11 protein-coding genes and 1 rRNA gene are annotated in these 14,301 nt (G+C 38.2%); 10 read left to right on the forward strand and 2 right to left on the reverse strand.

Translation table 11 applies throughout. The features are described 5' to 3' along the window. Nucleotides 1-101 precede the first annotated feature (101 nt). The 6 genes from GTK47_RS16745 to emrB all read left to right on the forward strand — a co-directional run bounded on the left by GTK47_RS16745 (nt 102) and on the right by emrB (nt 7,150). Nucleotides 102-1,433, forward strand: coding sequence for a phosphatase PAP2/dual specificity phosphatase family protein (locus tag GTK47_RS16745; protein WP_109402202.1), 1,332 nt, complete (start codon nt 102-104; stop codon nt 1,431-1,433). 10 nt (nt 1,434-1,443) lie between these two features. Further along, a complete protein-coding gene (locus tag GTK47_RS16750; protein WP_109402201.1) occupies nt 1,444-1,851 on the forward strand; it encodes a hypothetical protein in 408 nt (135 codons plus the stop codon). Between the two features lie 166 nt (nt 1,852-2,017). Further along, nucleotides 2,018-3,226 carry an MFS transporter gene (locus tag GTK47_RS16755; protein ID WP_109402200.1) on the forward strand — a complete coding sequence of 403 codons (1,209 nt, stop codon included), beginning with the start codon at nt 2,018-2,020 and terminating at the stop codon, nt 3,224-3,226. 492 nt (nt 3,227-3,718) lie between these two features. Further along, a complete protein-coding gene (gene mprA / locus GTK47_RS16760; protein ID WP_023581117.1) occupies nt 3,719-4,246 on the forward strand; it encodes a transcriptional repressor MprA in 528 nt (175 codons plus the stop codon). 192 nt (nt 4,247-4,438) lie between these two features. Then, nucleotides 4,439-5,617, forward strand: coding sequence for a multidrug efflux MFS transporter periplasmic adaptor subunit EmrA (gene emrA, locus GTK47_RS16765; protein WP_109393394.1), 1,179 nt, complete (start codon nt 4,439-4,441; stop codon nt 5,615-5,617). Between the two features lie 15 nt (nt 5,618-5,632). Then, complete coding sequence (emrB, locus tag GTK47_RS16770; RefSeq protein WP_109402199.1) at nt 5,633-7,150, forward strand: multidrug efflux MFS transporter permease subunit EmrB; 1,518 nt, start codon at nt 5,633-5,635, stop codon at nt 7,148-7,150. Nucleotides 7,151-7,242: 92 nt separating this feature from the next. Here emrB and GTK47_RS16775 read toward each other — a convergent pair whose 3' ends face one another. Continuing rightward, the gene (locus GTK47_RS16775) at nt 7,243-8,406 is read right to left on the reverse strand and encodes a tRNA/rRNA methyltransferase (protein ID WP_100159391.1); all 1,164 of its coding nucleotides are present in this window, start codon (nt 8,404-8,406) and stop codon (nt 7,243-7,245) included. Nucleotides 8,407-8,636: 230 nt separating this feature from the next. Here GTK47_RS16775 and GTK47_RS16780 point away from each other — a divergent pair, with 230 nt between their 5' ends. The 4 genes from GTK47_RS16780 to GTK47_RS16795 all read left to right on the forward strand — a co-directional run bounded on the left by GTK47_RS16780 (nt 8,637) and on the right by GTK47_RS16795 (nt 14,060). Next, nucleotides 8,637-9,338: a tRNA-uridine aminocarboxypropyltransferase gene (locus GTK47_RS16780; protein WP_165126722.1), complete on the forward strand. Its 702-nt coding sequence runs from the start codon at nt 8,637-8,639 to the stop codon at nt 9,336-9,338. Nucleotides 9,339-9,366: 28 nt separating this feature from the next. Then, on the forward strand, nt 9,367-12,036 hold the full coding sequence (locus GTK47_RS16785; protein ID WP_165125312.1) for a bifunctional acetate--CoA ligase family protein/GNAT family N-acetyltransferase: 2,670 nt from the start codon (nt 9,367-9,369) through the stop codon (nt 12,034-12,036). A 178-nt stretch (nt 12,037-12,214) separates the two neighbouring features. Further along, a complete protein-coding gene (gene pssA, locus GTK47_RS16790; RefSeq protein WP_165126725.1) occupies nt 12,215-13,573 on the forward strand; it encodes a CDP-diacylglycerol--serine O-phosphatidyltransferase in 1,359 nt (452 codons plus the stop codon). 139 nt (nt 13,574-13,712) lie between these two features. Beyond that, complete coding sequence (locus tag GTK47_RS16795; RefSeq protein ID WP_165125315.1) at nt 13,713-14,060, forward strand: YfiM family lipoprotein; 348 nt, start codon at nt 13,713-13,715, stop codon at nt 14,058-14,060. 66 nt (nt 14,061-14,126) lie between these two features. On the opposite strand, the gene rrf is transcribed toward GTK47_RS16795, so the two are convergent. Beyond that, a 5S ribosomal RNA gene (rrf, locus tag GTK47_RS16800) occupies nt 14,127-14,242 on the reverse strand. Nucleotides 14,243-14,301: the final 59 nt, after the last annotated feature.

Here is a 14,301-nt window from a genome sequence, read left to right on the forward strand (position 1 = left end):
AATACACCATCAATAACCAAACTATCGCTATATGGCAACATATAGCGATAGTCTTAAGCCTTTGTAAAAATAGAAGCATAAACAAAGAAAGGAATTTTAGTATGGGTGGAACCCAACACACTCAAATAACATCATCGAGAAAAAGTATCTGGCTTGCTGGTATTGTATGGCTGTTGTTTCTTGCCCCTTTTTTCTATTTAACTTATATGCAAGTTAATACTTATACTTCCACTTTATCTGATGTTCCTTCTTTTGTTTATTCATGGGAAAAAGCGATCCCTTTTTTACCTTGGACAATCATTCCTTATTGGAGTGTGAATATTGCCTATGGTATTTCACTAATTATTTGTACAACGTTAAGAGAACAATTTATACATGGCCTACGTTTAATTGTTGCCTCTCTTATTGCTTGTGCTGGTTTTTTATTATTCCCTTTAAAATTTAGTTTTATTCGCCCAACAACAGAAGGGTTTTCTGGTTGGTTATTTACCCAATTAGAAGGTTTCGATTTACCTTATAATCAAGCCCCTTCTTTGCACATAATCTTATTGTGGATACTTTGGTTGCGTTTTCGCGCACATACTCCAAAATCATGGCAATGGTTTTTAAATTTATGGTCATTGCTTATTGCTGTTTCTGTACTGACAACGTGGCAACATCACTTTATCGATATTATTACGGGCTTTGGTGTCGGCGTGTTTATCTGTTATTTATTACCAATAAACTCTCGTTGGAAATGGCATTTTACAGGCAGTAAACGCAGTTTACGTATTAGTAAAAACTATGCGTTATCAGCAATGGTGTTTTATCTGTTATCTTTTGGCTTACAAGGTTTCTTTTGGATTTTTCTCTGGCCTGCAATCACATTAACTTTTGTGGCTTTAGGTTATTTAGGGGCAGGCGCTTCTATTTTTCAAAAAAATGCACAAGGTAAAATTCCCCTTTCTGCACAGATAATCCTATTACCTTATCGCTTTTTTGCTTGGTGTACTTATCGCTATTATTTAACTCGTTGCCAAACACCCAGTTTAGTGACTGAAGGTATTTTATTAGGTGGACGCCCTCTTTATAAATTAAAAGCGAACGCCGTATTTGATTTAACCTGTGAGTGGCCAAGAAACAAGTTTAGCCAAAATCAGCTTTATTTAGCGCAACCTCAAATCGATTTATTACCATTATCTCCTGATGATATCAGCAAAGCCATGTTATCTGTGGAACAGCTTAGCCAAGCAGGGACAGTTTATATTCATTGCAAATTAGGCTATTCGCGCAGTGCAACTATTGTAGTTGCATGGTTAGTTTACAGTGGCACAGTAGATACTTTGGAAGAAGCGATAAAACAGGTGTATCAAACACGCCCTCAAGTGATTTTAAATCCAGAAACACAAGAGGCATTACAAATTTGGTATTCGCGTTTCCAACAAAATAAATAACGAGATAACTATGCTGACAACAAAAACCAGCGGTAAAGTGATTGTGTCTTTAACACAAAGTTGGCGCTATTTACTACTTTTATCACTATTACCTTATATAAGCACATGGCCTGTATTTAGCCTTCATTTTCATAATAAAATGGCCTTCTTTGTTGCTTCTCTTTTATTTTTATTTACGCAATATCACCTTTTTCGTTTATGGCTTGATAGCCATTTTTTTCAGGTACTTTATCGCTATCAAGATGATGTTAGCTTTGATGAAAGCCTCTCTACGTTATTTCCTAAACGTCCCAAAAAACAGACAATGGAAGCTCGCTGGCTAGGAACTAAACGTCTATTTTCTTTTGCCTTGATTGGTGTTTCAGTTCAATGGATATGGTGTTTGGCTATGCTCTTTTTTACGCTTTTTAGTTATTAATAAGCTAAAATTAATGTTTATTCATTATATAAAACAATATGTTATAAGAATAAAATCTAAGGTTTTGTATCAAATTAATTGAACATCTCTATCACAGTAATTCTTTTCTCAAAAAAATGACTCATGTTACTATCATTTACCTTACAAATGATTTGTTATGAGTATTATGGAAAACACCGCGCCACAAACATCGCTAAGCAAAGGTCTTATTTTACTTATGGCGGTTGCCACAGGTATGGTTGTTGCCAGTAACTACTATGCACAACCCCTACTGGATTCAATCGCAAACTATTTCCACATATCTGCAACTTTGGCTGGTTTTATAGTTACCACCGCGCAATTAAGTTATGCCGTGGGGTTAATGTTATTAGTGCCTCTTGGCGATATTTTTGAACGTCGCTCACTTATTATTACTATGACATTAATTTCAGCAAGTGGCCTATTAATTACCGCTATGGCATCTAATATTTGGGTGATGTTAATAGGAACTGCGCTCTCAGGTATGTTCTCAGTCGTGGCTCAAATTCTTGTTCCTTTTGCTGCAACCCTTGCTGCACCTCATCAACGAGGAAAAGCGGTCGGCACGATTATGAGTGGTCTTTTACTTGGGATCTTACTGGCGAGAACTGCATCTGGGTTAATGGCGTCATTTACTAATTGGCAGGGTATTTTCTGGGTAGCAAGTATTTTTCTAGCGATTTTAGCTATCACTTTATGGCGTTGCTTGCCCACTTATAAAAGTGAAACAAACTTAAATTATTTCCAGTTGCTAGGTTCCATTTTCAAATTATTTGCAACAACCCCTGTATTAAGAACTCGTTCATTAGTTGGCGCACTTATTTTTGCTCATTTTGGTTTATTGTGGACTTCAATGGCCTTTTTATTGGCTTCTGATCCTTTTAATTACTCAGATGCCGTGATTGGTTTATTTGGTCTTGTGGGTGCCGCAGGTGCATTAATGGCAGGAAAAGCTGGCGTATTAGTGGATAAAGGAAAAGGTAAAAAAACCACCACCGTAGGATTAGTCATCCTCTTTCTCTCTTGGGGTTTTATCATTATTGCACCTTATTATCACTGGATTGGGCTCATCAGCTTTATTATTGGCGTTGTCCTGCTAGACTTAGCTGTTCAGGGTGTTCATGTCACCAATCAGAGCACTATATACCGTATTTTACCTGATGCTAGAAACCGCCTAACTGCCGCTTATATGACAAGCTATTTTATTGGTGGTGCATTAGGATCTTTACTATCAGGCTATGCTTATCATCAATATGGATGGACCGGTGTTTCCATCGCTGGATTAGTCATCGGCGTTATCGGTCTTATTGTTTGGTTTTTAGGTTATAAAAATGATCCAATAATCCACGCCGAATAATATTCAGACCCAAGGATGGGTTATATTATTTCTTCAATCCCACTCTAATCAGAATAAAATGTGAATGTTTTAACAGCGTGATTACTATTGATGTATATCATCATCCCATTCTTTATTAAGAAAATTATATCAATCTTACCAATAAAGCACTATATAAATAATTTCAATTCGGTATTGTCCACATGGTAAGCATTGATGGTGATAATAAATTTATTACGTGTTTTATCGTAAAAAATGATCCCTTTTTTCGCAAATAGACTACTATTCATTGTCAGATAAGTGATAAATTGATTTTATTAACTTATTGTAAAGAGATAAGTACCTATTCTTTTTTTTGTGTTATCATTCAGAAAATTTATGAATCAGGTAACATAATCAAAAAAACATAGTGACTATAAATAATAAAAATTGCTAAATTGTGTGTTTAATATACCATTTAACATGTTGATAACAGCATTATCCTAATTTTCGAAACTAACAAGGTGTCTAAAAATGGAAAGCTCATTTACGCCAACAGAAGAATTACTAAACACTCGCGCTACACAACAGAAATCGCTTAACAAAGATATTCCTTATCAAGAAATTTTGTTAACTCGCCTTTCTATGCATGTTCAAAGCAAACTTCTTGAAAGTCGTAATAATATGTTAAAGTCTCAGGGTATTAACGAGACATTATTTATGGCACTAATGATTTTAGATACGACAGAAAATCGTAGTATTCAACCATCAGAATTAAGTGCAGCTTTAGGCTCTTCAAGAACGAATGCAACACGCATTGCTGATGAGCTTGAAAAGCAAGGCTGGATTGAACGTCGTGAAAGCCATAATGACCGCCGTTGTTTACATCTCCATTTAACTGATGCAGGTGAAGAGTTTTTAAATAGCTTATTACCACCGCAACATCAGTGCTTAAAACAAATCTGGTCTGTATTAGATCAATCTGAACAAAGACAGCTTGAAACGCTAATGCGTAAGTTATTATTACAATTAGATACTTTGGCTGAAAAAGGTTGTGAATAAGTAGCATAATAAATAGTTTTATTGATCTAATCCTATTTAAGCCATAAATCGGCAAACATACTTACCCATTAGCATTTATAATTTACCTTCACGCTAATAATTATTCTAAGATTGACTTTATAATTATGTTTCCAGTTTTAATACTGGAAACATATCTAATGATGTTTTTCTGGTTTTATGGAGATCTTCTAAATGAGTGTTAATGAGGAAACTACCCCCCCTCAGGCTCCCATTCGCAATAAAAAACGAACTCGCCGAAATGTTCTACTGTTACTAACCATCCTATTTATTGTTGCTGGTGTGGCTTACACCGCTTATTGGTTTATGGTGTTAAGACATCATGAAACAACAGATAATGCTTATGTGACTGGCAATCAAATCATGGTGATGCCACAGATTTCTGGTTCTGTTACCACTGTTTATGTGGATAACACCGATTTTGTAAAAGCGGGTGAACCCTTAGTTTTATTAGATTCAAGTGATGAAAAACTGGCATTAGAAAAAGCAAAAACGGCATTAGCTAATAGTGTTCGTCAAATGCATCAGCAAATTATTAATGGTCGTCAATTAAAAGCAAACATCGTTTTACGTGAAACAGAGCTCACTAAATTACAAAATGATCTTCGCCGCCGTGAAGTTTTAGGTGAACGCAACGTCATTGGTAAAGAAGAACTTCAACACGCCAGAGAAGCTGTTTCTACCGCAAGAGCGGCTTTAGAAGTTGCAAGAGAGCAATATAATGCTAATCAAGCAATTATCTTAAATACTCCAATTGCAAAACAACCTTCTGTTTTACAAGCATCTACCGATGTTCGTAATGCATGGCTTGCCTTAGAACGTACTAAAATTTTAAGCCCAACAGATGGCTATGTTTCACGTCGTAGCGTTCAAGTTGGTGCACAAGTCTCACCTGGTAAACCTTTAATGGCTGTTGTTCCTGTAACGGGTATGTGGATTGATGCCAACTTTAAAGAAACCCAACTCGCGAATATGCGAATTGGTCAACCTGCAAAGATAACAACTGACTTTTACGGTAAAAAAGTCATTTATCACGGCACTGTATTAGGTTTAGATATGGGAACGGGTAGTGCATTCTCATTACTGCCTGCACAAAATGCTAGTGGTAACTGGATAAAAGTCGTTCAACGCTTACCTGTGCGTATTTCATTAGATGAAAAAGAATTAGCAGAGAAGCCTCTGCGTATTGGTCTTTCTTCTGAAGTAACTGTCGATACGATTAACCTTGATGGAAAAGTATTATCACACAGCGAACGCCAAGCACCTGCTTATCATACTGATGCTTTAACAATTGATATGTCAGAGATTAATAAACTGATCAATGAAATCATTGAACAAAATGCAGGACAATAAAGGCGAGGTGTAAAGGTGAGCAAAGAGCCATTACAAGGAGGAAAACTTGCCTTAATGACCATCGCCCTTGCGTTGGCCACCTTTATGCAAGTTCTCGATTCTACAATCGCTAACGTAGCCATTCCAACTATTGCAGGAAACTTAGGTGCCTCTAACTCTCAGGGGACTTGGGTTATTACTTCTTTTGGGGTAGCAAATGCTATTTCTATCCCTATCACTGGTTGGTTAGCAAAACGTATTGGTGAAGTTCGACTCTTTATGTGGTCAACGGCACTTTTTGCGTTAACATCTTGGCTTTGTGGTATTTCACAAAGTCTTGAAATGCTTATTTTCTTTCGTGTACTTCAAGGTTTAGTTGCAGGGCCACTCATTCCTTTATCACAAAGTTTATTATTGAATAACTATCCACCAGCCAAACGAAATATGGCGCTTGCTCTATGGTCAGTGACCATTGTTGTGGCTCCCATTTTAGGACCGATTTTAGGTGGCTATATCAGCGATAACTACCATTGGGGATGGATATTTTTTATTAACGTTCCATTTGGTGTGTTGATTATTATGTGTATATCAAACACCTTAGCTGGACGCGAAACAAAAACTGAAATTAAACCAATAGATACCATTGGCCTTGTTTTACTTGTCGTGGGTATTGGTGCATTACAAATCATGCTCGATCAGGGTAAAGAGCTTGATTGGTTTAATTCGACAGAAATTATAGTTCTCACCATTGTGGCAGTGGTTGCACTTAGCTTCTTAATTGTTTGGGAGTTAACCGACGATCATCCAGTGATAGACCTTTCTCTCTTTAAGAGTCGAAACTTTACCATTGGCTGTGTCACGCTTAGCCTCGCCTATATGATCTATTTTGGCACCATTGTTTTACTGCCACTGCTTTTACAAGAAGTCTTTGGTTATACAGCAACATGGGCGGGATTAGCATCAGCATCGGTAGGTTTATTACCTTTAATAATCACACCGATTATAGGTAAATTTGGTGGTAAAGTGGATTTGCGCTATATCATCAGCTTTAGCTTTATTATGTTTTCTGTGTGTTTTTATTGGCGAGCTTATACCTTCGAGCCAGGAATGGATTTTGCCACTGTGGCATGGCCTCAATTCTGGCAAGGTTTAGCGGTTGCGTGTTTCTTTATGCCATTAACAACAATGACATTATCTGGACTACCTCCAGAAAAAATGGCATCAGCATCAAGTCTTTCGAACTTCTTAAGAACATTGGCTGGGGCAATTGGCGCATCGTTAACTACAACGATTTGGACACAAAGAGAATCACTTCACCATGAAACCTTTGTAGAAAAAATTAATCCACTCGATCCTGATTCGCAAATGGCGTATCAACAAATGAATGATCTTGGTCTTTCAAATGAACAAGCATCTGCATATTTAGCCAAGACGATTACAGAACAGGGATTAATTATTTCAGCCAATGAGATTTTTTGGTTAGCGGCAGGTATTTTCCTTATCATGATGATCGTGGTTTGGTTTGCTAAACCGCCTTTCTCGCCGGGAAAATAATGCAATTAGCATTGACCGTATAAATAAAAACCCCGCTTAAATCATAACGATTAAGCGGGGTTTTTATACTATCTTTAAAAACTTTAAAGCGATTAGCCTTGGTGCTGACGCCACCATTCTGCTAATAACACACCAGAAGCCACAGAGACGTTTAAGCTTTCAACGTGACCAGTACCACCGATGTAAATGCTCATATCACCTTGATTTAAAGTGCTTTCACTTAAGCCATCTTTTTCTTGACCTAAGATCAGTACCATTTTCGCAGGTAATTGTGCTTTTGATAATGGCACACTGCCTTTGTGACTTGATGTTGCCACCAGCGTATAACCCGCTTTTTTAAATTTATCTAACGTTTGAGCAAAATTATCAGCATCAATACCTTGGATATATTCTGCACCACCTTCTGCGGTACGAACAGCAGCACCAGATTCTAATACAGCAGAATCAGGAGAGATAACCCCTTTCACACCAAAGTGCGCGCAGCTACGCATAATTGCACCTACGTTATGTGGATTACCCACATCTTCAAGTGCTAATACGCAATCATGTTCAGGTGCATCTTTCAGATAGGTTTCTGCATCATGACCCACACGTTTTTTAATTAAGAAGCACACACCACCATGGTGATCAGTACGAGCGGCTTTCACCATCTCTTCTTCTTCAACAACGTGATAGGCTTTACGGTTTGCTGCCATCCATTTCAATGCATCACGAAAACGAGGTGTCACATCTTGTAAAAACCAAGCACGAACAATCGCATCAGGACGATTTTTAAACATTGCTTGGCAGGCATTTTCACCATAAATACGCGTTTCTTCTAAACGCTGGCGACGTAGCTGTTCAGGATCGATTTGGCTCTTACCAGTAATGCCATCGTGCTCTTTAATTGCCTCTTCACCAGCAGGGCGAGAAACCGTTTTCCACGGGGAAAAACTTCCGCCTTCGCTGTCGCGAGAAGGTTTTGATTCATTACGTGATGCGCCACGCCCTGAAGGCTTACCTGCACCGCGGTCATCACGACGAGAAAATTTATTATCACCACGTCTGTTATCGCGATTTTTATCGTCGCGGTTATCGCCACGTCTATTATCACGATTTTTGTCGTCACGGTTGTCACCGCGTTTGTTATCACGGCTATCACCACGACCATTTTCAGGACGGCGGGATGGTTTTTTAGGTTTATTATCGGCGTTGTCCTCACTACGGACATACATTACTTTTACTTTGCCGTTTTTACCTTCATAAGAATCGTTCATTTGTCTCTCCAACTGCAATAGGGGCGCAGATTACATGATAGTTTAGCAACTGTCACCGAGAGAATCACGCAAGGAATCGATAAACTAATCAGGATCAATTGATAATTAACTTCATCTCATAAATAACTAATATATCAGTATGATTTTTATGATAAAAACACACTGAATAGTTTGTTTGTTGTGAACATGATAATATTCGATTCTTTTTTATGAGTATTGGTCAATCTGTTATGCATGACAATGCAGTCTCTCGACTTCGTCAATATCGACTTTCGATTTCAACTCGCCCTTTTAAAGCGCGAGGTTTTCGTACAAAACGTTGCTCTTTTTGCTTATTACCTGAAAAACAGTGCCTTTGTGACACGATTATCAATCAACCAGCAAAAAGCCAATTTTGTTTATTGATGTATGATACTGAAGTGATGAAGCCAAGTAATACAGGGAAATTAATTGCCGATGTATTACCAGACACGCAGGCATTTTTATGGTCTCGAACTGAGCCAGAACAAGCCTTGCTTGATCTAATCAATACACCTGATAGGCAAGCTTATGTTGTCTTCCCTGAAAGCTATGCATCCAGTGAACGTGTTGTATACAACCAACTCCCTGCCAATAGCAAACCACCTTTGTTTATCCTCCTTGATGGTACTTGGAGTGAAGCTCGAAAAATGTTTCGCAAAAGCCCTTATCTCGATTCATTGCCTCTTTTTTCTTTAAATGAAGCAATTAAATGTGAGTACGTACTTCGCCAAGCAGCAAGAGAAGATCAACATTGTACAGCAGAAGTTGCAGCTTCTATTTTAGAGAGTGTCGGCGATGTTCAAGCCTCACAACAGCTTTTTTCTCATTTTAGCTACTTTCGTCAACAATATTTACTTGGAAAACCAGACCGGAGTCAGGCAAAAGAAGATCAAATCAGCTACATTGAATAGCAGTTGATAATGAAACTCTGGAGTGGGTATGAGCCAACGAGGTCTTGAAGCACTATTACGTCCTAAATCTATTGCGGTGATTGGTGCCTCTGAAAAATTAGGTCGAGCAGGAACCACCATGATGAAAAATTTGCTCAGTGGTGGATTTAATGGCCCAGTATTTCCGATTAATCCCTCTCGTGGCTCTGTCTCTGGTGTTTTCACTTATCCTTCTATTGATAAATTACCTCAAGTACCTGATCTCGCTATTATTTGTACACATCATCGTCGCAATCTTGAGCTATTAAAACAATTAGGTGGATCTGGCTGTAAAGCCGTGATTGTGCTTTCCGCACAACCTGAACAGTTTCAGCCAATAAAATTACTTTGTCAGCAATATCACATCCGTTTACTTGGACCTAATAGTTTGGGGCTTTTAGCACCGTGGCAAGGTTTAAATGCCAGCTTTTCACCGCTTCCAGTTAAAAAAGGAAAGCTCGCTTTTATTTCGCAATCAGCCGCTGTCGCCAACACGATTTTAGATTGGGCTTATTATCGCAATATTGGCTTCTCCTATTTTATTGCATTAGGTGATAACCAAGATATCCAAGTCGATGATTTACTAGACTTTTTAGCAAGAGACAGTAAGACCAGTGCAATTTTATTGCATCTCGAACATATAAAAGATGCCCGACGATTTATGTCAGCATCTCGTAGTGCTTCACGTAATAAGCCTATTCTGGTGATAAAAAGTGGTCGAACCCAAAAAGCTCAACTGTTATTGGGTGATACACCGAGTTATGACGTGGCTTATGATGCAGCTTTTCAACGTGCAGGGTTATTACGAGTACAAGATACTCATGAAATGTTTTCAGCCGTTGAAACACTTAGCTATATGACGCCTTTAAAAGGCGAAAGATTGATGATTATGAGTAATGGCTCTGCACCTGCTGCAATGGCCGTTGATGAACTATTTTTGCATTCAGGAAAGCTTGCACAGCTTACGGATGAAACAAAACAAAAGCTACAAAGTGTTATTCAAGAAGAAAATTCCATTCGTAATCCATTAAACTTAGGTGACGATACAACCGTTGATCGTTATATTTTGGCATTAAATTGTTTGTTAGATAGCCATGATCATGATGCATTACTCCTTATTCACACACCTAGTGCCATAGCCCCTAGCATTGAAACGGCACAACGCGTTATAGAAGCCATCAATAAACATCCTAGACGTAAATGGCTTACCGTTTTCACTAACTGGGGTGGAGAATATTCATCTCAGCAATCGCGTAAATTATTTAGTGAAGCTGGAATTCCAACCTATCGAACACCTGAAGGTGCCGTCACCGCATTTATGCATATGGTGGAATATCGTCGAAATCAGAAACAGCTAAAAGAAACACCAGCATTGCCTCTAGATATCAAAATGAACACACAGCAAGCACATCGTTGCATTGAAGAGGCGTTAAAAAATAAGCAATATCGATTAGACACACACCAAGTCCAGCCAATTATGGAAGCTTACGGTTTTAATACACTTCCTACTTGGATTGCTCATAATGCACAAGAAGCTGTCAATATTGCTGAAAAGATTGGTTATCCTGTTGCACTGAAATTGCGTTCTCCTGATATCCCTCATAAGTCCGAAGTACAAGGTGTTATGCTTTATCTTCGAGACAGCACAGAAGTATCATCAGCAGCACATGCCATTATAGAGCGCGTTACAGAGCTATACCCTCAAGCACAAATTCAGGGTTTATTAGTACAAAGTATGGCAAATCGCGCTGGCTCTCAAGAACTACGAGTCGCCATAGAACAAGATCCTATTTTTGGCCCATTAATTGTGTTGGGTGAAGGAGGGGTTGAGTGGCAAATAGAAACTAAAGCCGCAGTGGCTTTGCCACCTCTTAATATGGCACTTGCCCGCTATCTGGTTATTAATGCAATAAAAAGCGGAAAGATACAGCCGAGAAGCGCTTTACAGCCTCTAAATATATTAAGCCTAAGTCATTTTTTGGTGCAGGTTTCTCACTTACTTTTAGATTGTCCACAAATTGTCAGATTAGATATTCACCCTCTACTAGCTTCAGGTAATGATTTTACATTGCTCGATGTTGCGATGGAGTTAGCGCCACTACAAGGCGATCCTCATCAAAGACTCTCTATTCGCCCTTATCCCAATGAATTAGAAGAAACCTTCTTTCTAAGAGATAACAATCCTTGCTTTATCCGCCCTATTTTGCCGGAAGATGAACCGTTATTGAAAACGTTTATAAACCAAGTAACAAAAGAAGATCTTTATTATCGCTATTTTAGTGAGATCAGTGAGTTTACACATGACGATCTCGCGAATATGACGCAAATTGACTACGATCGAGAAATGGCTTTTGTCGCGATCCGAAATCCAGAAGATCAACCTGAAATCATTGGTGTTGCCCGGGCAATGGCAGATCCCGATAATCAGCATGCAGAATTCGCTATTCTTGTGCGTTCTGATTTAAAAGGAAATACTTTAGGTCATCAACTTATGACTAAACTTATCAACTATACTAGAGAACATGGCATTAAACGTTTAACCGCGATAACAATGCCTGAAAATCGCAACATGATAAGTTTAGCGAAAAAATTGGGATTTTCTGTTGAAGTACAATTTGATGAAGGAATAGTCAATCTTGATTTACAGCTTGGACCTTCAAAAGATAGCCCAATGCTATAATCATTAGAGAAAGTGTCTTTATGTGATTGTTCGCGCATCCTTTGATAAATTAGCTATATATGATGATTTTATGCGTACATCCCATATAACTAATGTTATGATCAGAAGATCGGTTAAAGAAAATCTACATGGACGATGGCTCCATCTGCCATCATAAACAAGAGAATTAAGCACTGTGATGTTGTCTAAACTAAAACTTGCTAAGCATCAACAACACCTTGCACAACTGCCTAAATTAGCTCAGTCAGTTGCTGATGTTGAAACGCTTTATCAGACGTCCGCGTTTCGCAGCACCTTATTGAAATACATTGCTCAAGCAAAGAAAGAGATCTTTATTACAGCTCTTTATCTAGAGCACGATGAGGCTGGTGAAGAGATCCTTGATGCGCTTTACACCGCAAAACAACAACGTCCTGAATTATCCATTACCGTTATTGTTGACTGGCACCGTGCTCAACGTGGGCGTATTGGTGTCTCTGCTGATGCAACAAATGCAGATTGGTACTATCATGTTGCACAGCAACATCCTGATATCGAGATCCCTATTTACGGTATTCCCGTAAACACTCGTGAAGCATTAGGTGTATTACACCTTAAAGGCTTTATCTTTGATGATACGATTATCTACAGCGGTGCAAGTATTAATAATGTTTACTTGCATAAACTCGATAAATATCGTTATGACAGATATCACATTATCCAAAATAGCGAATTAGCTTCCACAATGAAGCAATTTATCGTGTCTGATCTTTTGCAATCAGAAGCGATTCAACGACTGGATATCAAAGATAGAGTTCGTTGTGCCGAAATTAAAAATTGTATTCGTCAATTTCGTTTCAATTTACGCACTCGTGATGGCTATGATATTAAAGCCAATGCTTCTAACAACGAGCTGGCAGTAACACCTTTAATGGGTTTAGGTAAGAAAAATATCTTAAATAAGACAATTTCTCACCTTATGGCTTCTACTGAAGAAAAACTTGTTATTTGTACACCTTATTTTAATTTACCTGCGATCCTTGTACGCCAAATCAGTCATTTATTAAGAAATGGCAAACAAGTTGAAATTATTATTGGTGATAAAACAGCAAATGACTTCTATATTCCACCAGAAGAGCCATTTAAAATTATTGGTGCTTTGCCTTATCTCTATGAAATGAACTTGCGTAAATTTACCCAACGTTTCCAGCGGTTTATTGATAGCAACCAATTAACTGTAAGACTTTGGAAAGATAGCGATAATACATATCACCTAAAAGGTATGTGGGTAGATGATAACTGGCAATTAATTACGGGTAATAATCTTAATCCACGTGCATGGGGATTAGATTTGGAAAATGCCATATTAATTCATGATCCTAAACATGAATTACATGAGCAACGATACAAAGAGTTAGAATGTATTCGCCAACATACTATTGTCGTGAAACATTACCAAGATCTAGAAAGCATTAAGCTTTATCCTCTAAAAGTGAAGAAATTAATTAAACGCTTACGACGTATTCGTGTTGATAGATTAATCAGCCGCATACTTTAATTAACGCTTCATTTGATAAGCCTTGCTAAATTACAGCAAGGCTTTTTTGTTTAATAAAATTATCATCTCAAATCATACCTTATCTTTAATAATCTTCTATATTAAAAACACTCTTATCAGTGAAAAGGCTTTTATTTTTATGAGACTAAAGCTCAAATGTCGTTCTCTGATTATTTTATTATCAATAATAACTTTAAATGGTTGCCAGTCATTTCATTTTGCCAATGATAATTGGAAAGGCAAAGATAAAGCCCAGCATTTCTTATTTTCAATGGCTGCATCCGCAGGTGCAAATGCGTATGCAGATCATCAAAATTATAGTCATAGGGAAGGATTATTAATAGGGCTCTCATTTTCGATTAGTTTAGGTGCAGCGAAAGAGCTTTATGATAGTCGCCCAGAAGGCACTGGCTGGAGTTGGCATGATTTTGCTTACGATGTTGCAGGGGCAGCGGCAGGTTTATTACTTTATCAGCAATTAAAGTAACTTTTATTTAAAAAAACAAACGCAAAAAAGCCAACCCATTGGGTTGGCTTTTTTGTCTTATTTAATGCCTGGCAGTTCCCTACTCTCACATGGGGAGGCCCCACACTACCATCGGCGCTACAACGTTTCACTTCTGAGTTCGGCATGGATTCAGGTGGGTCCGCTGCGCTATGGCCGCCAAGCAAATTCTGTTTTATCACCCGCTTCTTTCCTTTCGGTCAGTCGCCAGCAATATCAATCT

The sequence above is a fragment of the Proteus sp. ZN5 genome (genome assembly GCF_011046025.1).
Lineage (GTDB): Bacteria > Pseudomonadota > Gammaproteobacteria > Enterobacterales > Enterobacteriaceae > Proteus.

What these genes read in the sequence shown, in the direction of transcription:
- GTK47_RS16745 (WP_109402202.1), top strand. Translation starts at nt 102, where the DNA reads ATGGGTGGAACCCAACACACTCAAATAACATCATCGAGAAAAAGTATC.
- GTK47_RS16750 (WP_109402201.1), top strand. Translation starts at nt 1,444, where the DNA reads ATGCTGACAACAAAAACCAGCGGTAAAGTGATTGTGTCTTTAACACAA.
- GTK47_RS16755 (WP_109402200.1), top strand. Translation starts at nt 2,018, where the DNA reads ATGGAAAACACCGCGCCACAAACATCGCTAAGCAAAGGTCTTATTTTA.
- mprA (WP_023581117.1), top strand. Translation starts at nt 3,719, where the DNA reads ATGGAAAGCTCATTTACGCCAACAGAAGAATTACTAAACACTCGCGCT.
- emrA (WP_109393394.1), top strand. Translation starts at nt 4,439, where the DNA reads ATGAGTGTTAATGAGGAAACTACCCCCCCTCAGGCTCCCATTCGCAAT.
- GTK47_RS16775 (WP_100159391.1), bottom strand. Translation starts at nt 8,406, where the DNA reads ATGAACGATTCTTATGAAGGTAAAAACGGCAAAGTAAAAGTAATGTAT.
- GTK47_RS16780 (WP_165126722.1), top strand. Translation starts at nt 8,637, where the DNA reads ATGCATGACAATGCAGTCTCTCGACTTCGTCAATATCGACTTTCGATT.
- GTK47_RS16785 (WP_165125312.1), top strand. Translation starts at nt 9,367, where the DNA reads ATGAGCCAACGAGGTCTTGAAGCACTATTACGTCCTAAATCTATTGCG.
- pssA (WP_165126725.1), top strand. Translation starts at nt 12,215, where the DNA reads ATGTTGTCTAAACTAAAACTTGCTAAGCATCAACAACACCTTGCACAA.
- GTK47_RS16795 (WP_165125315.1), top strand. Translation starts at nt 13,713, where the DNA reads ATGAGACTAAAGCTCAAATGTCGTTCTCTGATTATTTTATTATCAATA.